18 protein-coding genes and 1 pseudogene are annotated in these 19,162 nt (G+C 57.0%); 1 reads left to right on the plus strand and 18 read right to left on the minus strand.

Annotation, left to right across the window (positions count from 1 at the left end):
• The coding region (locus ACXPVS_RS07195) for a hypothetical protein (RefSeq protein WP_458509314.1) at positions 1-924 on the minus strand (924 nt) is incomplete at its 3' end.
• 411 nt (positions 925-1,335) lie between these two features.
• Between ACXPVS_RS07195 and ACXPVS_RS07200 the strand changes: the two genes are divergently transcribed.
• Positions 1,336-1,551 carry a hypothetical protein gene (locus tag ACXPVS_RS07200; protein WP_458509315.1) on the plus strand — a complete coding sequence of 72 codons (216 nt, stop codon included), beginning with the start codon at positions 1,336-1,338 and terminating at the stop codon, positions 1,549-1,551.
• 130 nt (positions 1,552-1,681) lie between these two features.
• On the opposite strand, the gene ACXPVS_RS07205 is transcribed toward ACXPVS_RS07200, so the two are convergent.
• From ACXPVS_RS07205 to ACXPVS_RS07285, 17 genes and pseudogenes are all read right to left on the minus strand, one after another.
• Positions 1,682-3,031, minus strand: coding sequence for a hypothetical protein (locus ACXPVS_RS07205; RefSeq protein WP_458509316.1), 1,350 nt, complete (start codon positions 3,029-3,031; stop codon positions 1,682-1,684).
• 733 nt (positions 3,032-3,764) lie between these two features.
• Positions 3,765-3,968, minus strand: a pseudogene (locus ACXPVS_RS07210) (TOBE domain-containing protein); the annotation flags it as partial.
• A 55-nt stretch (positions 3,969-4,023) separates the two neighbouring features.
• Entirely contained in the window at positions 4,024-5,127 is a 1,104-nt protein-coding gene (locus tag ACXPVS_RS07215; protein ID WP_458509317.1) for a hypothetical protein, read from the minus strand.
• A 75-nt stretch (positions 5,128-5,202) separates the two neighbouring features.
• Entirely contained in the window at positions 5,203-6,042 is an 840-nt protein-coding gene (locus ACXPVS_RS07220; protein ID WP_458509318.1) for a hypothetical protein, read from the minus strand.
• A 163-nt stretch (positions 6,043-6,205) separates the two neighbouring features.
• Positions 6,206-7,000, minus strand: a complete 795-nt coding sequence (locus ACXPVS_RS07225; protein WP_458509319.1) for a DNA adenine methylase — start codon at positions 6,998-7,000, stop codon at positions 6,206-6,208.
• Positions 7,001-7,150: 150 nt separating this feature from the next.
• The gene (locus ACXPVS_RS07230; RefSeq protein ID WP_458509320.1) at positions 7,151-7,693 is read right to left on the minus strand and encodes a lysis protein; all 543 of its coding nucleotides are present in this window, start codon (positions 7,691-7,693) and stop codon (positions 7,151-7,153) included.
• Entirely contained in the window at positions 7,675-8,238 is a 564-nt protein-coding gene (locus ACXPVS_RS07235) for a glycoside hydrolase family 19 protein (RefSeq protein WP_458509321.1), read from the minus strand. Before ACXPVS_RS07235 ends, ACXPVS_RS07230 begins: the two co-directional genes overlap by 19 nt.
• A 47-nt stretch (positions 8,239-8,285) precedes the next feature.
• Positions 8,286-9,332, minus strand: a complete 1,047-nt coding sequence (locus tag ACXPVS_RS07240) for a phage late control D family protein (RefSeq protein WP_458509322.1) — start codon at positions 9,330-9,332, stop codon at positions 8,286-8,288.
• An 83-nt stretch (positions 9,333-9,415) separates the two neighbouring features.
• Positions 9,416-9,622: a tail protein X gene (locus tag ACXPVS_RS07245; RefSeq protein WP_149417768.1), complete on the minus strand. Its 207-nt coding sequence runs from the start codon at positions 9,620-9,622 to the stop codon at positions 9,416-9,418.
• A complete protein-coding gene (locus ACXPVS_RS07250) occupies positions 9,597-10,442 on the minus strand; it encodes a phage tail protein (RefSeq protein WP_458509323.1) in 846 nt (281 codons plus the stop codon). The genes ACXPVS_RS07245 and ACXPVS_RS07250 overlap by 26 nt, the downstream gene beginning before the upstream one ends.
• Before the next feature lie 9 nt (positions 10,443-10,451).
• Positions 10,452-13,238, minus strand: coding sequence for a phage tail tape measure protein (locus ACXPVS_RS07255; protein WP_458509324.1), 2,787 nt, complete (start codon positions 13,236-13,238; stop codon positions 10,452-10,454).
• A 150-nt stretch (positions 13,239-13,388) separates the two neighbouring features.
• The gene (locus ACXPVS_RS07260) at positions 13,389-13,988 is read right to left on the minus strand and encodes a phage tail assembly protein (RefSeq protein WP_458509325.1); all 600 of its coding nucleotides are present in this window, start codon (positions 13,986-13,988) and stop codon (positions 13,389-13,391) included.
• A 14-nt stretch (positions 13,989-14,002) separates the two neighbouring features.
• Positions 14,003-14,506: a phage major tail tube protein gene (locus ACXPVS_RS07265; RefSeq protein ID WP_458509326.1), complete on the minus strand. Its 504-nt coding sequence runs from the start codon at positions 14,504-14,506 to the stop codon at positions 14,003-14,005.
• 12 nt (positions 14,507-14,518) lie between these two features.
• The gene (locus ACXPVS_RS07270; protein ID WP_177051169.1) at positions 14,519-15,685 is read right to left on the minus strand and encodes a phage tail sheath subtilisin-like domain-containing protein; all 1,167 of its coding nucleotides are present in this window, start codon (positions 15,683-15,685) and stop codon (positions 14,519-14,521) included.
• A gap of 104 nt (positions 15,686-15,789) precedes the next feature.
• Positions 15,790-16,311 carry a DUF4376 domain-containing protein gene (locus tag ACXPVS_RS07275; protein WP_458509327.1) on the minus strand — a complete coding sequence of 174 codons (522 nt, stop codon included), beginning with the start codon at positions 16,309-16,311 and terminating at the stop codon, positions 15,790-15,792.
• A gap of 13 nt (positions 16,312-16,324) precedes the next feature.
• Entirely contained in the window at positions 16,325-18,559 is a 2,235-nt protein-coding gene (locus ACXPVS_RS07280; protein WP_458509328.1) for a phage tail-collar fiber domain-containing protein, read from the minus strand.
• Positions 18,556-19,161, minus strand: coding sequence for a phage tail protein I (locus ACXPVS_RS07285; protein WP_458509329.1), 606 nt, complete (start codon positions 19,159-19,161; stop codon positions 18,556-18,558). Before ACXPVS_RS07285 ends, ACXPVS_RS07280 begins: the two co-directional genes overlap by 4 nt.
• Between the last annotated feature and the right edge of the window lies 1 nt (position 19,162).

A 19,162-nucleotide genomic window follows, 5' to 3' on the forward strand; every position in this document is an offset into this window, starting at 1 on the left:
CTGCCTGTCCAAGTGGACGTGGATCAGGTGTCCAAGTGAGCATGGAACGAGTGTCCAAATGATCGTGGGCTGAGTGTCCAAGTGTCGTGGAATCCGCAATTTGGGCATGCTCTGCAGGATCTTCCAGGCTTCATCCGGCAGATGACACCAGACGTTGTTGCCGATCTTCTGCCCAGGATTCTTCATATCCCTGACGAGAACCGACTGGCGTTGCTCGTCCAGGTCTTCCCAACGAATCCTGGTGATTTCCTCCTGCCGGCGGGTCGAGAAGATCGCGAAGGCGACCACCTTGGGCATGTGGATAGCGCTAGGCCTGCGGTCTTGTAGCTCAAAGAAGCAGGAAAGCAGCTTATCCAGTTCGTCCTTGCTCGGCCGCCGATCACGCTCCCGACTCCGACTGACCATACCCAGCTTGCGCAGAACCTTGCGGGCATCACTCATCGCTACTGGATCAACCTGATAGCCCCAAGCCGGCCTGGCAACTCCCATCACCGCCCCTAAGTGCGAAAGGTCATTGCCTACAGTCTGAGCTTGCACGCCGCCGCCCTCCTTGCTTAAGCGCCACTGCGCGTACTCGACCAACTTCTGGCTTGTCAGTTCGCTATCAAGGACGCCACCCAACCAAGTCTCGCTGATCGCGCTTAAGGTCGCACGCTTGGTCTTGCCCAGCGGACGAATCCTTTCGTACTCCTCAAGGTAGCGCTCGATGATCTTCTTGAGCGGCACGGCCGTGCGTGATGCGCTATCGAGAGCGCCAGGCTGTGCCAGCTCAGCCTCCCGCCTGGTCATCCAGGCACGGGCCACCTGTTTTCGGTCGAACGATTGGCTTTCTTGGTAGACTATTACCCCTTTTCGTCGCAACCGAATCTGGGCCGTGTACTTGACCTGCCCGCTTTTGTTCAAGCGCCTAGTGATCGTTCCCACTCCGCTCACCTCCAGTGCTAAAAGCTGATCATTCAGTGCTAAATTTTAGCACCAAGCTTGCAAAAACAGGCAAAAACAGGCAAAAACAAGTTTTATCGGCCACCAATTGACATGAACCGATGCCCCTAGAATACGCCTCAAACCCAACAACCACGCCACCTACAGTGTCCCGCCGCTTCTCCGTCGCGCCGATGATGGATTGGAACTACCAAACCTAATACCCCCATAAACAAAGGCTAATAGTCCCTGTTCAAAAACCTGCGTACCAATTTCGTACCACCATCATTTACCCCATCTTAAAATTCACACCTTCTTCCATCGGCAATAGCAAATTTTAAGCAACCATTTTCGGGCCCAATCACGAGCACTGTCGCTGCTATGCTTGAATTTTTTCGAAAGGAGTCGGTAACCGTGACAAGCGAATACTCACTGTCGGATGTGTTGGCAAGGATCTATCACAATCAACTGGCCTTGGAGGCAGCCATCATGGAGCTGACCTTGGTAGCAGAAGCCCAGGGCGCGGCGGAAGCGGGAGGAAATGTTCGCGTCGCACTGGAGACCATCGGTGAAAATGCGGGATTTATCAAACAAGGCTTGGCTCGCCTCAAGAAATTAGATAACGGTTAACCGAGGGCTATTAGACGCCGAATACCGCCTTCTGAGTGACGGCAATCGGCTAGAAGCGTCATTAGATCGCTCTTGCAACGCTACGATTAATAGAAAATAAATCCGCCCTTAACGGTAAATTTTTTTCCGTTCACTTCTCTCCCTCACCTTCTGCTTTTTTCTTACGGGTAGCTTTAGATACTTGCAGTGCTTGGTCTATAACTGGAGAGTAAGAGGCAATATTTACGCTATCAAGCAACTCTTTGAGCGTCTCCAAACCTTTCAACTCTTTCAAGCCCTTTAACTCCTGTAAGCCCTTTAACTCCTGTAAGCCCTTTAACTCCTGTAAGCCCTTTAACTCCTGTAAGCCCTTTAACTCCTGTAAGCCCTTTAACTCATGCAAGCCTTTTAACTCTTGCAAACCTTTCAAGCTTTCCAAACCATGTAAGCCTTGCAGATATTTAGAGGGTTCTAACGTATGCCCTAGAACAGATCTTGCCTGTGCTGCGAAGTCAATATCGACCAAATTCTTAGCAAAATCGCTATTCCGCTGAATGTTCTCCATCCACTTTCCGGAGAATACGCTAGTATTCATTTCCGCAACATCCGCTGCCGATCTCATACGAGAAAGCTCTTCTTTAAGCTTAAGAACGGCGCCTTGTGACTGAGCGTGCTGCTCTGTCTTCTGCTCCAGCTCGGAAACCAGCGCTTCCATGGCCTCCAAGGATTTTCTTTTTTCATCATGAGCAGCGGCTAGCTCAGCCTGTGTAGTGGTGGATGCTTGGGCCAACACTTGTACAAAACTACCCATTTCATCAGCCTGTCCCGCCAACCTGTTAAATATGGCCAAAAACACATTAACCATCTCGTCCGCATTGAAATTCGGGTAACGTACCCGATGGTCAACTTCACTCCAGCCTTCTTCAAATATTGTTCGAACTTGGACCTCGGCAAAGACCTGACGCTTTTGAGGTTGCGCTTTAATAATATAATGCACTGATCGATAGCCGGCTGGATGTTCACGATGCTCGAAACGGTCCTTGGGGAAGACATCTTCTGAGATAGTATCGCCTTTTCTGGTATACACCAGCGGCTGTTCTGTATCAATTAGTTGTTGATTATCACGTATGGATGCATCGATTTCGAGGGCTTCATTTTTGAAAAGATGCAAGGCCCTGATACCAATAAGATCGGTAATAATCGAGTAATAATTTTGCGCGTTTATTGCAAGGTACTTATCTGATTTTTCTGCCCGTTTTCTAACAATTTTTTCCAGCATATGTTCGGAGTTTTTAATGCGCCAACGAACAGAGTGTACTCCATTATATTGCTGCATTACCCTTGCGAGCATCCCGGCATATTCCCGCAATTGAGGACCATGGCGTTCATAATCATTACCGATTGCTATCAACGTTTCCCAATCAATAGCAGCTGCATCCCACTGGTCTGGACTGATTCTATTGCGGTGAAGAAAATCTTCCAGCGTCAAATTACTGATCATGTGGAGTCCTATTTTCGCAACTACCGGGTGCTAGAGTTGCTCAACGTAAATGGCGGATGTACGTAGAAGGTTCAATTTTGGCGACGCGGGACGGCAGAGCATAATGGCACACTAATGGCAACGCGTGGGCGAGGCGATCAGCCATTGCGATTTTTTGACATATTTGCAGGTTGAAAATCAATGCCTGTTTTTGCTGACGGAGTGCGTAGAGTCGCACGCGGTCGCTTGGGCCTCAGGTTAATGAGGCATGGATAGAGATTCTAACCCCTTCCAACGTCCCGCTAGACCGCTTCAGGCCACCGAATTCAGTGCTTTACCCGTTAGCAAGTGGCATATCGCGGCCTACTCCGGCCCACAATATGCCCTAAATTTGCCCTAAAGCTGTCCGCCCCGCTCGACCTGCACACTCTCGATAAATCTGCAGGTCGTGACTGTCTGTTTTCGGCCGAGGCTGTGTAAAAACACCTTCTTGCAGATGCTGCAATCAAAATCGGCACGAAAATCACGCTCCTGCCTAAAATCAGGACTGCTGATTGGCCGAGCGCATTCGGATTTAACGTAGAAGCGAGGACCTCAAAAACCGCATCAGCGTTTTTACACAGCCTGGGCCAAAAGAGGCCACTCAGTTGACTACCTATGTCTGGTGGCATAACAGTGCCGCCAGACATGGCTGATCTACAACATCCCTGCACCAATTAGCGCCAAGACTTCCAGTGTGGACACCCGTGATCTTTTAGGCCGGTACACCCAAAATGATGTGGGAAGCCTTAATAACCGCAGTGGCGCTGACGCCGGGCTTCAAACCCAGCTCGGCAACGGCGTCACGGGTAACGATCGAGTACACCTTCGAGCCACCGGCCAACTCGATGACTACCTCGGCGTTGACAGCACCATCTTTGACATTCAGCACTTTACCTTCCAGGCAATTGCGTATCGAGGATTGAGCCACGAAGATTATTGGCTCTAACAAAACTAGACCGGCTAAGTTAACCTCACTTCGTTAACACAACCGTCGCTTCGACCTCGCCCTTGCGAGAACTAGTAATAAAATTCCTAGTTATGAAAGGCTTGTCATTATGATAAGTCTGAATCCTACCGGACACACCACCTTTACCGCTAAAGTTAATCACAGTAAACCTATACTCTCCTGCTGGAGCCTCAAGCGGAACAGATATATTTTCTGGTCGCAACCCTTTGGTATCATCAATGTCTAGAGTGCATTCCCCACGTGTAGACTGCTTCTTAAAATTACAAGTATTTCCGGACGGTGTTTCGACTCTCAAATCAAGGTCACTACCAGCCTCCCACGTAAGCGTTGCCATAAGTGAAAGCTTTTCGATATCGGCGTTCACTTCCACTGTTGAACATTTCTCACGGACGCAAACTTTGATTTCATTTCGCCCCGACTTAAGAGCAACCTTGGTGTCAAACGAACCGGTATCAGATGTCAGAACTTGTTGACTGGCACCATTAAACTGCACGTTTAAGACACTATTCGTGGCATAGCCCTGGGTATCCCCTGATACATCAATAATCCTAGAGGACGTAGTGGCGTTGTTCGCAGGAGACAAAATCCTAACTGGCTGAGCTTTGATTTTTTTATTAAGATCATCTAGTTCGTTTAGCGCACCGAACGGCCCTTTCGGTGTAGTAGCCGTAGGCGCTGGCTTATTACCCTCAAGCTCTCCAAATGCATTTTTTATCGTACTTGAAGGGTTGCCAGCTTCTGATTCTTTATTAACTTTTTTCTTCGGATCCGGCCGCTTACACTCAAAAGTTGCCTGCGTAACCTTGCACTCAAATTCATCAGAGCTACCACACCGCTGACATTGCTCGTACCCCGCATGCTTCAATTTACCGAACCTCCATTCAGGACCTAGAGCTGCGCACTCACTATGCGCATCATTTATTGCGTCCGTATGCGCAACATTTAATGCGATAGAACGAACATGACAGGTCTCAGTACTGCCCTCCGCTACGATGACTTTCGTATCCGCAGAGGGCGACTGAAAAGGGACCACGCACAAGAATGAACCGTAAAAAAAAGCCAGTTTTAAACGGCAAGCACTGCGGCGCATTGATTGCATACTTAACATAACAACCCCAGCAGAACAGAGAAATTAAACGCTAAACCACGATGAAAATTGATTATAAAGCAATCAACCAATAAATTACTGCTTACCTGCCATTTCAACTACCTCGCTATAGTGCGTACCTTTTTTACCCCATGTAGCGAAATAACCTTCCGATAAATTTTTTACTGATTGTTTCCGGCCTGTTTTATCTAACGTGAAAATATAGTAATAGGCAAGCACCTCATCAATCTCCATATTATTCGCATCCAGCGCCATGAACACGCGCTGAAACCGAGGCAATGCTTCTTCATACTGCTGACTCTTAAGCAAGCCAGTAATTTTTTTCATTTCTATTTCTAGCGCAATTTCCTTATCCATCCCCGGATATAGCTCAAACTTTTTCGGATCATCATAAACAAACTGAAAGGTGTAATTAGTCAATTTATTGAAATCACCCACTGTCCTTGGCGCTTGATTCTTTGTGCCCGAAGGAATATGAAAACCAAGATAATCTTCAGTCTTCACGCCCGACTGCAAAACATAACCATTTAAAGAGAAAAGATCAGAGCTAGAACTGGCCGGCTTATAAGCTATCGAAAAGACCTCACCTACACTCAAGGTGTGATGGCCCATCAAAGACAACCATGGAAACGATTCTTTATTAAAACAATTAACCTGATTTGAATAGCATGGATTGCTAGAGCCAACTATATCCTCATAGACTGTTCGACCATCGAAACTTACAACATTTCGATCATAGGCGTTAACGTGGTTCATTTCCTTTTTTACAACCACGCGCGCGGAACCAGGAAGTTTAGCGAGTAGTGTATCTTCGGGTAGAAGCTCGCCATTAGAGAAACAATTAGCACTAAACAGGCTTAACATTGCCATCACCACAAACCGCATCGAACTTATCTGCGAAGTTAGTTTTTTCATATAACCCTCCCGAGTATTTTTATTTTTTCATGCAATATCAATATGACATGAAAAAACCCCTCAGCCAACCACCCCCTAAAGATTAAAGTTAAACTCAAGCACTCATAGTCGGGGGTCGTCGGCGCGTCAATCTATAAAAGTTAAAGCAGACACCGCTTTCTGCCTAAAACAATTCTCCTAAAGCTGCAGGTTCCCAGTTCATTATCACCAACTCACCGCTGACCTCTGCCTTTCCTCGCCGCTGATTGGTGTTGCTGTATCGGATATCCAGCGTCTCGAAGTGAAAACCCTCGAACACGCGACGGATGTCCGGGTGATCGTTGATGCTGACCATCACCCTGCCTTTGCAACGGCGCATGAAGTCAGCCATGCGATCATAGTTTTCGAACGGAAAGTCCACGCCATAACCTGCGGTCTGCCAGTAAGGTGGGTCCATGTAGTGGAAGGTATGGGCGCGGTCGTAACGTTCGGCGCATTCAAGCCAGGGAAGATTTTCGACGTAGGTGCCGGACAGCCGCTGCCAGGCGGCCGAGAGGTTTTCCTCGATCCGCAGCAGGTTGATGGCCGGACCAGTGGTCGCGGTACCAAACGTCTGCCCGGTGACCTTGCCGGCGAAGGCATGGTGCTGCAGGTAGAAAAATCGGGCGGCGCGCTGGATGTCGGTGAGGGTTTCGGGGCGGGTCATCTTCTGCCACTCGAACACCTGGCGCGAGCTGAGCGCCCATTTGAACTGGCGCACGAATTCTTCCAGGTGGTTCTGCACGACGCGATACAGCGTGACCAGGTCGCCGTTGATGTCGTTGAGGACTTCAACGGGCGCGGCCTGGGGTCGCATGAAGTAGAGCGCGGCACCGCCGGCAAAGACTTCGACGTAGCATTCGTGTGGTGGAAAAAGCGGGATGAGGCGATCGGCCAGGCGGCGTTTGCCGCCCATCCAAGGGATGATGGGTGTGGACATTGAGAGCAAGACCTTTACTGTATGGATAAACAGGTGCTAGGCTCGCCGCGCTTTGTGCACGGAGCAAGAGCCTTGGCTGGACTTGCAGGGACAATCTGCAGGGACGGCGGCCGGGATGGATGTTGACGCATCCACTCCGGTCGCTCTTTTTCACTTCGCTGTTGAGACTTCTTTGGCGTAAGTCTGACAGGCCGCCAGGGCGATCAGTCCTTGGTCGCCGGCATCGGTGATGCCGATAATTCGTTGAGCATGCGCTGGGTCAAGTTGGGCTCGTGTTCCGCCATGAACCACGCCGCCGGTGGGGGTGGCGGCTGACACTGTGTTGCCACTGGCTGCATCGGTGGCGTCGAGTAGGACTGACAGCCGCAGATCAGCAGTGGCAAGGCGATCACGCAGGCGAGCCTGGTTGGTTTGAGCATCGCTGAGTTCCTTGTAGTGGGTTTGTTCACTGGTCGACAGCCGCTGCTCAAGGGCCAGGCGCTTGTCCTGTGCCGTGCGCACCTGGTCAGCGGCGGCGTTGCTGATGGCGATCAGATCGCCTTTGTGCAGGCTGGCCTGTTCGGCGAGTTGCTGGCCGTAGCGCCAGTCCTGAACCTTCCAGGCCGACGCGGCAGATCCGCCGACCAATGCGGTCAGCAGCACGCAAACGGCTAACAGCCGGTACGGCGCAGGAATCAGGTCGACGACACGCATAGCACTGCCCTCGCCCGCTTCCACAGCTGCAGCCGATCTTGCAGGCCGTTGAGACCACCGTTGATTTTGCGAGTGATCGCCTCGAACTCATCCCGATCCGCCAGGGCGTTCAGCTCGCGTACCCACCAAAACCACGCCGCCGACTCGGCCGCCCATTGCGGCAGCTCGAGCAGCTCAGGGGTGCGCAGCAAACGTTCGTCACCGAACAATGCCAGGCTGCAGCGCAGGTAGTTGCTATGGCCGGTCACCTGAATCAGGCCGCGACCGCGATAGCGTTGGCCATCGCCGTCCGCTTCCGGGGTGTTGCCCAGTTTCACGGCCAGAGTGCCGGTGTCGTACTTGCTCAGGTACTGATCGCCGCCCAGCTCGCGGACGTACTGCAGTTGACCCGACTCGTGGCCAACTTGGGCCAGGAACGCCGCCTGACGTTTCGGCGTATTGATTTGCCGATGCGCCATGGCCGCGTTTAGGGCGGATACAAAAACGCCCGCTTGGCGGCGGGCGTTGGGCATGATGCGTTGTAGCTGTTGCTCCGTAATGGACATACACACTCCTGACATAAAAAACCGCACTGGGGCGGCGATGGGTTGCGTTATTGCTTCTCGACGCTCACCACCTTGAGCGGCGGTTTAGCTGTCTTTTTCTTACCCTTGGATTTGCCTTGTTTGCCCGCATTGCACTCGACGGTGGTCGACCAGCCGGATTGGGTAAACACCTGCTCCACCGAATCCGCCAGGTACTCGCCATCAAGGCCAACCTTGAAGCCCTGGGCGTTGATCAATCGCTCGGCAAAGATGTCGGTCCGGCCTGGCATCTCAAACCGCACGTCAGCGGTCGAACGATTGAACGCCGCTAAACGCGCCTTGGCGGCCGCCTCGGCGGCGGTCTTGTTCGGGTAGATATGCCGATCGGTATGCACCGCCGGCAAGCCATCCGGGGCGTCGTCGTTATCCACCGAGACGATGGCGAGCTTGCCGGTCTTCTTGTCTTGGTGCTTGGTCGCCACGGCCTTGTGCGAGTTGCGATCGCCTAGGCTGAACTGCCAGCGGCTGAGGTCGCTACGCGTCAGGGTGATCGCGCCGAACGCCTTGCCGCTGGCCGTCTGGCCCGCTTGACGCGGCATCACCAACAGCTTGCCGTCGGCCACCTTGGCCGTGCAGTCGTATTGCTTGGCCAGACGAGTGATGAAATTAAAATCAGACTCGTTGAGCTGATCGACCCGGGCAACTTTCGTCGATACCGGACACACCGGCTGCCAGCCATTGCGCGCGGCGATGTCGGCCACGATCGTCGACAGCGGCACGTCTTCCCAGCTGCCGCTACGAATGGTCTTGCCACTGCCGCGCATGTCGCTGGCCTTGCCCTTGATCACGATCGAGTCCGGCGGACCCGACACCTCGACCGTGTCCACCGCGTAACGCCCCAGGCGCACCAAGGACGTTTCGGCATAGCCCAGGTAGATCTCGATCGAACTGCCACGCCGAGGCAGCAGCACCTGGCCGTCTCGGTCATCAATGCGCAACTCAAACTCGTCGGACTCCATCCCGGGTTTGTCAGAGGTGCGCAGCAACAACAACCGATCATTGATCTTCGCCGTTACATCCGCGCCATCGGCCACGATTCGAAACATAGGGGTCATGGATTTTGCTCAAAAAAAAACCCGCACAAGGCGGGTAAAAAAAGAAAGGAGCTTGAGGAATCAAGCGGCACGAGTGTAGACCATCAATCCCACAAGCTGACCCCCTCCCCGGTCGGGCTGGGCAGATCCGGCAGATAGATCACCACGCCGGTGCGGTAGGGCTGCGGCTCATCCGCCAACCCCTGATTGGCATCCAGCACCGCTTCGGTGCTGCCGTTCAGATGGCCATAAACGTTATGGCAAATGACATCGAGCATGTCCCCATCAGACGTTCTGCATGTCGTCGCCATAGCGCCCAAACTCCAGAGTGAACCCTTGTTTACGCGGAATCCCGCCGTGCAAAAACGCGCCCTGTTCCTCGGCGATGGTCTTCAGGCACCACGTCCCAATCACCTCGCCATAGCCCGTGGTCAGGGTCAGCGGCTGAAGCCGGGCCCCGATGGTGCGCAACGTGTCGAGCTGCTTGATCCCACCCTTGAAGCCCGGGTAGATCGTGCCCTTGAGCGTGAGCTTTTCCTCACCCATCCCGATGGCCTGCTGCGCCGGGCGGCGCGACAAGCGCTCCTGGGAAGCCCAGCGGAATTCGGTCGAGCGGCTCAGCTCGTCGAAGGCCGCGGTGTCCAGATTGAAGAAATACGGCTGAAGCTTCGGGTCACGGGGCTGAATGATCAGCAAGTGCGGGAACGGCTTCACCGCTTCCGGCGCCGGCGTGGCATCCACGGCAAAGGAACTGGTGGGCACGATGTTGGCCAACGACGGGCTGACCTTGCCGGCGATGTTGTTGATCGCCGTCGCCGCCTTGCCCGCCTGTTCCTTCAGCGTCCCCAGCCGTTCCTGTACTTCGGCGGCCGCCCGGGTGGCCCGGCCGTACACCGCCACCACCTGCCCGACCTTGGCCTGGGCCGCGTCGACGCCGCGCATCACCCGCTGAAGCTTGGCGCCGATCGCCGGCCCCACGAACGGGATGTTTTCCAGCTCGGACGCCGCGCCAGTGATTTCACTGATCGCGCCGTTGACCGGGCCGAGCATGCCATCCGCACTACGCCGCCCAGCCTCCCCGGCCTCGATCAAGTACTTCAGCCCCGATTGCAACTGTTCCATATACGCCATGCGGCCTCCTTACAGATGGGGTTCGTCGTACAGCTTGGTAGCGTTCTGTTTCGCCGCGTCCGCCATCAGCCGCTGCATGTGCGGCATCAGATCCTGCGCCATACGCTGCGGATCTTTGACGTCACCGTTCACCGTGACCGGCATGTTCAGCGAGTACTGGAACTGCTGATCCACTTTGGTCGGTGCCGGCTTCTCCGGCTCCTTGGGCTGGATCGCCACCGCCGCCGGCTTGGCCGCCGCCGACACCGCCAATGAGCGCGCGACATCACCCAGCACCGGCCCTTGCGGAGCTGCCCCCGAGGCCATCAGTAACGCGCCGGAGCCATTCGCACCATTGAACGATTGGCCCATGGTGGCCAGACTCGGCACCACCGGACCCGGTCGGGGCGCCATCAGCAACGGCGTGGCCGCAACAGCCGGCTTTTCCTCGCCACCCCCAAACACCGACTTGCCCACGGCGCCGCCCAAGATCTGGCCGCCCTGACTGCCGAGATAGGCACCAATCAAGCCACCGATCGCGGTGCCAATAATCGGCACCACCGAACCAATGGCCGCCCCCGCCGCCGCGCCGGCCATGGTGCCCGCCAGCGAACCGGCGGCCTCACCGTAGCCCTCGGCCTTTTCGTCCTGCGTCTTGGCGTTCTGATAGGTATCGAGCGCCATGGCGCCGGCGTCCATCAACGCACCGCCGGGGATCAGCTTGCCGAATTTGCCTGCCGTTCCCGCCACCGCCCCCAGTCGGGACAGCGCGCCCGCACGCGGCACTGGAGGAATCGGCGGCCGAGGCGGCGCGGGCGGACCACGGCGCCGCGAAGAGCTGCGCCCCCGGCGCCGGCGACCACCCTGGCCACCCGCACCACCGGCCTCCGCGCCGCCCAACGCCGAGGCGTTGACCACAAAGACCTTTTTAACGCCGTCACCGCCAGCGTCGTCGTCACCGCCCCCGGCAGCGTCTTTGACCAGCGAAACCAGTTCCAGACCGGTCGACACCACATCCAACTTGCCGGGCTTCTTGCCTCCCGCCTCATCGTCGGCGCCCTCGGCCCCCTTGCCGGTGAAAGCCGCCACCGCCTTCAACCCAGTCTCCACCAGGGACAGCGCTTTGCCGGTCTTGCCCTTGGCGCCTTCGCCGTCACCACCCCCATCCTCGGAGTTGGTGACAAAGACCTTTTGCACCGCGCCGGCCTTGCCACCCCCAAGCGAGCCGCGCGCCAGGTTGAACAGCCCTTTACCCATCTTGAACGAACTGAACAGGCCCGTGAGCGTGACCAATCCACCACCGACCAACGCGATCCCCGTCACCACCCCGGGCGCGCTGTCAGACATTGAGGTAATGCTTTTGGTGACCTTGGTCAGCGCCTCGGCCACCGTGTCCGTAACCGGGCGCAGGGCGTCCCCCACGCTGCGCATGGCGTCATCCATCGACTGAGCCATTTCGGCCCACTTCTGCGACGACGCCTCACGCCGCTCGCTGAGGTTTTTGTCGAGGATGCCCGTGGCATCACGCGAATCGTTTTTAAGCTGGCTGTACAGCGCCTTGTTCTGCATGAACGCCGACAGCGCGGCCTTGACCTGCATGTCAGCGAACAGGTCGCCAGTGCGCAGAGACTCTTCCAGAGAGGCCATCATGGCCTTGGCTTTCTCCGGGTCAGCTTGCTGGCTGATTTCGGACGTCGCTTTGGCCATCGCCGCCGCGCGCTTCGGATCGGTGGCCTGGATGTACTTCTGCGCCAGCGCCATGCTGGTTTCCAGCGTGGACATCCCGTTTTGCAAACCGGTCTGCATCGAACCCTTGTAGTCGATGCCGGCCTTTTCATACGCCTTGACGGTGTCGCCGGAGCCGATTTTGCCCATCCAGTTTTTGAGGTTGTTGGCCGCCTCATCGGCGCCGCCGGCCGACTTCATCTGCACTTGCAGCATGGCGCCCAACTGCGTCACCGCATCCATGCCGGTGATACCCAGGCTGCCCATGTTGGCCAACAGCTCAGGGAACCATTTGGCCATGTCGGCCGCTTCAAAGCTGCCCGCCTGCCCTTGATAGGCAATCGCTTCCAGCGCTTGCTGCATCTGTTTCGGGTCGGTGATCTTGGCGTTTTGCCCCAGCGCGTTGATCATCTTCGCCGTGTCGACACCGTTGGACCCCTGCCCCACGACAAACTTGGCCGCGACCGGCGCATATTCCAGGGCCTTGCTCAACTCCATACCGGCGCCAACCAACTGGTTGACCACGTCGGCCACGTCGTTGCGCGCCATGCCGGTGTCACGCGAGGTGGCGATGATCTTTTGTGACATCTCCTTTTCTTGTGGCTTGTTGGCAATCCCTGCCTTGATCGCGATGTCACGCACAATGGCGCCGAAGTCCGCGCTGACCTTGGTCGGCACCGCCATAGCGCCCACACCGACGACAGCGGCGCCGACCGCCTTTTTCATGCCGGACTTGCCGGCGTCCAGCTGCTGCTGCCCCTTGGCCTTCAGCTCGGCCTTATTGGCCGCCTGACCCATGGCCCGATAGGACTTCTCCAGACGCCCGACTTCGACGCCCTGCTTTTTCAAGCTGTCCAGATTGGAGTTCAACCGGCCCAGCAGCTTGGACGCCCCAGCGGAACCGCTGTCGTGGGCTTTTTTCCATTCATCGCGCAAGCGAATGGTGTCGCCGATCGCACGCTGCAGCACGCGTGCCTTGGCCCCTTCCGCCTCAAGGCGTTTGATCCGCCCCGTCACGTCCTTGAACGCGGTACCGACTGAAGAACTGACAGCACCACCGATCACTAGCCCGAGGGCGAGTTTGTTCGCCATGTCATGGCCCCCATTTGCACAGCCTTACCGAAGGCGGCTCAATCCGTGAGCCACCACACCATCTCAGCAAACGGCATTGACTGAATCTCAGCGGCGGAAAATCCGGTTTCCGCCGCCAGACGTTTCGCGGCCATTTTTATGACGCCGGGGTCAAACCCCGTTGTCTTGGTCCATACGAAAATAGCCGGCCTGTAGGCGGTTAAAATCCACCAACTTCAGGCCCTCCAGATCCGCGACAGGCGCATCAGCCAACTCGGCAAACAACACCAGCTCGCGCTGCTCGTCATCACCGCCCGCCTCACGATTCGCCGAACGCACATCGCGCACGGTCGGGGAACGCAAGGCCAACTTATCGACCGTGACGCCGTTGATTTCGCTCGGGCACGACAGCGTGACCAGCACATTATCGGTGGTGATCGACAACCACGCCGGCATCGACGTCGAGTAATCGGTATCGGGTGCCAAGCGCGAATAGGCCGCCTGCACACGGCGATAGTCCACCAGCTTGAGGCCTTCCAGATCCTTCAGGCCCACCTCGGCCAAGCCCGCGAACAGCATCAGCTCGCGCTGCTCGTCATCACCGTTAGAGGCACGGTCGGCCGCCCGCACTTCGCGCACGGCCGGGGCCCGCAAGGTCAACGTCTCGACCTTGACCCCGTTGGCATCGCTGGGACGCGAGAGGGTCACGACGGCGCTCTCAGCGGTGACCGCCAGCCACGCCGGCAGTTTCTTATCGTTTACTTGAGTCATCTGGATCTATTCCCTTAGAGGCCGAGCGCGGTGCGCACTTCGGCGAGCTGGTCTTTGCCGTCGATCACCTGAATACCGGCGACCATGTCGATTTCGTACATCAGGCGCCCGTCGATTTCGAGTTTGTAGTACGTGACTGCAATGGCGTGTTTGATCTCGGCCGGATCACCGGCTTTCCAGTCGCCCAGGTCGACCTCTTTGAGCCGGCCGCGCAGGGTGGCGACCACCGCCGTCACGGCGCCCTTTTGCCCCTTGAAGGCACCCCGGAACGTCGCATTGAACGCCGTGCCATCGGCCAGACCGAAGTACTTCAACGACTCACGGCGCACGCCCTTGGTGACAAAGGACGCCTCCATTTTTTCCAGGCCCTGATCCATCTCGACCGGGCCGGCCATGCCGCCACCGCGATACTCGTCGGTCTTGCTGGCCAGCTTGGGCAGGGTCAGGCTCGGCACGTCGCCGGAGAAGTTCACGCCATCAACGAACAGGTTCGTGTTAAACAAAGTTTGAGGAATCATTGACTAGGCCCCTTAGGCTGCTTCAAGAACTTCGGTCATCCACTGATCGGTGACTTCGAAAAGGAAATTCGGGTTTTCGGCCGGCGGCACGTCGGTGAAGCGAATGCGCCAATACACTTTGCCCTGGGCAATCTGGCTGGCGGTGTTCAACTCGGTGTCCGGGTACACCTCGAAGTTGATGATTGCGCCCTGGGCTTTCAGGTCGCGCATAAACGCTTCCAGGCCGTCAGTCACATCCTTGACGTAGGTCTTGGTGATCGAGCGGTCAACGGCCCATTTGTGGCCGGCCTGCACGGCATCCATGAGGATGAACAGCGTGCGCACGCGGGTGACGAACGCCCATTTCGGATCGCTCGACAGCGTACGGTTGCCCCACAGGCGATAACCGTCATCACGGATGATCGTCGCGATATTGGCGTTGTTCAGCAGGTTGGCCCGGCACGTCTCGTCGCCGTCCAGGTACTCGACCGCGCGGGTCGTGCCGGTGATGCCGACAAACTCCTTGTTCGACGGCGACGCCCAGAAGCCGTATTCCGCATCGGTCCAGGCAAACAAGCCCGCCGCCCAAGCCGAGCCCGGGGCATCGACCGTCTGGCTCAGACCGGTGTCCCAGTACTGCACGCCCGGGTCAACCATGAACAGGTTGCGACTGCCGAAGTTATCGGCGTAGGCCATGGCGGCCTCATCCGTGGTGCCAGGCCCGTCGAGAATGCCGATGGCGCGCAGCTTCTGCGCCAAGCCATCGAGCGCCGTGGCCACCGCCTGAGTGGCCGTGTGCCCCGGCGCGATCAACAGCCGCGGCTGAGCGTTAAACAGACTTTTGCCATCGAGCAAGGCCTGTAGGCCGGTGCGCTTACCGGAAGCCAGAACCCCGCCAATGATCGCCGAGGTTTGCAGCGCCGCGTCTTCCAGCTTCGGCACACCGATGGCGACGATCACCGCCTTGGCCTTGGTGTAGATCGCCTGACAGGCCTTGGTGATCGCCGAATCGGCGCCGAAGGCGGCAATGGCTTCGCGCTCGGTGGTGATCAACTTCAGCTCGCCGGCCAGTGCCGTACCGCCGCCGAGAATGCCCGGGGTGAAGGTGTCGCACAGTCCGATAATGGAAGACGACGGCAAGGAAATGGTGCGCGCCCCGGTCTTGATATCGGTGGTCGTAACGCCGTGAAAGAAACTCATAAAGCTCAATCTCCAGAAACGGAAAAGCCCCGCATAAGCGAGGCTGTGAGGGATGTTCGTGTTACGCGTAACGGAAAAGAAAACGCCCCGTCAGTGCGGGGCGTTTATTGCAGCTCTACGGGCTCAGGTAACGGCGGCGAATCCGGCCAACCCTCGGCCAGCATTTCGTCGCGGTACTCGCCCGCCTCGATCACGCGCAGCAACACCAGCTCGCGATCAAAGCAGGCCTGTACATGCCCGCGCACCGCCGAAGAAATCTCCAGAATCTGCGCAGCGTCCAGCTCCACAAATCCGGATTCGGTTTTGAAGTTGCAGCAATACCCGGAATCAATCAGGGCCGCCACCGCCATACTCGCGATCAACGACTGACTATCGCGCGTCGTATCGATCAACAGGCCGTTGGCAACAACGCCGGAACCTTCGCGTTTGTAGCGCTCATCGGCGATCACGTTTTTGATATCAGGCAATGGCGCGCTGGGCGGCACCAAATAAGCCAGATATCGAGGGTCGTTATCCTCGATTTTGCCCTGATGCGGATGGCCCTTCTCGTCCTGAGGACAGCCAAACACCGAGACAACTGGCGCATCTGGATCGCCACTTTGAAACTGAACATGGACAAGCGCCATGGGGGGAGCCCTCTTAGAACGTGTACGACGTGACGAAAATGCTGAACGCCGGGGTTCCCGAGCTGTTCGTGGCAATGTAATAAATCGTCTGCGGAGTGATAAGCGGGATATTTTCATGCATCGCTTGAAGTCCCCACTGACCCGCTGCCGAACTGGTGAAGTTCAAGTTTTTAGTGCCAATCCCCGACGCCGATCCGGCCGTGTCCAGAATCCCACCTGAGGGGGCCGTCGACGTGATATTGACTAGAACACTGACCTTTTTGGCATTCGGCGGAATCGCCCCGGCCAGTGACAACGCGGTAAACGCCGGCTGCTGCACCGCTGTACCCAACACGCTCACATAAGCCAGATGTACCTCACGGTCGACCTGATGCCCCATGACAAACTGTTTGCTTGCGTTCGTTGGCCAAACCCCGATCAAGGCCGAAGCTGTATAGCCTGCTGGCATGTTTGCACCGGTGTAGATATTCGGGGCAACGCCCGCCGTCGCGTTGGTGGCGAGAATTTTAGCCATACCGGACAACGGGTTGAAAATGGCGTAAAGCGCAACGTAGCCGCTTGCAGGAGCGGTTCCGACATCCATGCCGCCAACCCCCTCCGTCGCAAGGTTGATCGCTTTATTGAGCGCAGTAAGGCGATAGGACAGCCGACTCACACCGTCGCCGACCACCACCTCATCAGCCGTAAACGTGGCAGAGGCCGAGGCCACCGCGACCGTCATTTTCGCGTTGCGGAATGTCCCAGCGACAGGGCCGTTAACCTGAAGGGCCTGGACCATGGCGGCCAGCGCCGCAATATCAATGTTCCCCTGATTGATTGGCGCGTTCCAGGCCTTGATGCACATCACCACCGCGACGTTGCGCGTCCGTACAAACTGCGAAGCCACCGGCATGGTGCTGTAGTTCGCCGTCTTGGTCATCAAGGTGTACGACGGGTGCGGCATAGGGTTTAGGCCGCCGTCAGCATCTGTCAGATTGACAGTAAGGACGTTCCCGTCACTACCAACCAATGGATAGACACCGGTCGCCTGCTGCCAACTGCCCACCGCTCGGCCGGCATCCACACCACGACCATGGTCCCAGCCACGCTCGCCCTCGCCGCGCGATTCTGGCAGCCGGAAATTACCCGCCCCCTCATCGCCCTTGTTGAACGCGCCGCCCAAAAACGCCGCCAGATCTGGATAAAGCGCAATGCTCTTGACGCTACCGTCTCGCTCCAGAAAGCCGGGCGGAACCTTATTCACTGGAAACGAGACCTGCGCCCCGACCGGCAGCGACGAGGCCTGCGCAATCATCGCCTCGATTTCAGTCTTGGTGTAGGTGTCCGTGATGCCCATCCCGGCCAGCGTGCTCGGGCTAGATCCGCCAATGGCGCGACCGTACTTGTCGACCGTCAGGCTCTTGTAAGTGCCCGCCTGAATCCCCGTTCTGCCCGCGAGCATTTCAAATGCCAGTGCCGTAGCGCCCAAGACAATCGACCCATTGGTTACCAACTGCCAAAGGCTGTCGCCGTTGACGCCGCCCTCTTCGACCGGAACGAACATTGAGGCAGTCACCTCAGCCCCAAGATCAGCATCAGCCGAGCGCGCCCAGGCGCCCGCAGCAACGACATAAATGCCATTATCTTTGGCGGCAGCCTGAAGCGGCACCAGTACCCGATCCCCCGACACCAACGCCACGCCATCAACCGTTTGCAATCCAGACAGCACGATGGCAGCGGTCGCGGCCACCCTGACCGATTGTTTGAAGTCCAAGCGCCCCAGCTCGTCGACTACCTTTTGATCAACGTAGGATCGGGTAGCCAGCACCACACTTGGATCAATCTTAAGCTCGACGCTGGACGCGTTACTGACCTGCAGGTTCATCCGCACGACCTGCGTGCGACCTGAGCCCTGGTTCAGTAGCGGCTTGAACGATGGCGCGCAATTGGCCACTGCGACCAAGTCGCCATCGGCGTCATACAGGCCAATTTCGCGAATCCAGCGACCGCCCACATCGGCGGGAATGACCTGCTCGGCGATGATGATTGCCGCATTATTCGGGTCAACCTTGAGCTGATTCAGCGGCGCCCGCCGCCACTCACTGATCAGGGACGTCTGTGTGGCCGAGGGCAACGGGTCGGTATTGTTGGCATCGCCCACGCCCATTTGCGTGATTTTCCATGCGATCCCCAAAGCATCGGCGTTGGCCTGCTTGGCCGCGCCGACATTGGTCAGGATGGCAAAAAACTGTGAGTTCTGGTCAATCATGGGTAAACATCCAGAGTGTCGATTGTGTGTTCACGCCCACCACGACCAATCACCCCAGCGACTTCAATGTCTCTCGGTTGCGGCGGGTAAACATCAATTTCGTCACCGTCCGTGACGGAAACGCCTAGGTAGCAGTGGCCGGAGGTTGCCAAGCTGATGGCCAGCCCCGATAGGTGCCGGGTCACAGGCTTGGCGTCGTCAATCAGACGCTCCAACTCCTGATACATTTCCTCGGTGATACCGGTGTCCAGCACGCCGACCTTCAGCGCGAAGGTGCCCGGAACACCTGTCGGAACCGTGTTGAACCACTCAACGATTTCGATCAGGTAGCCCAGGGGCTCCACCACCCGGCGCAGCGCGCCGATGGTCCCTTTGTGGGCATGGATGTAGTAAGACGCCTTAATCGCGGCGCGCTTGGTCGCCTCAGTCCATCGATAGTCCCAGCGATCCACCGACCACGCCCACGCCAGATGCGGCAGCAAATGCACCGGACAGGTATCGGCGTTGTAGAGGTCGCGCAGCGGGACAATCGTTTTCTCATAAAACGTGGCCTCCATGGCCCGTTCCAGTTGCGTGCTGTTGATCGGCAGTAGGCTTTTCATA

This window comes from Pseudomonas sp. Ma2-10 (assembly GCF_054330215.1).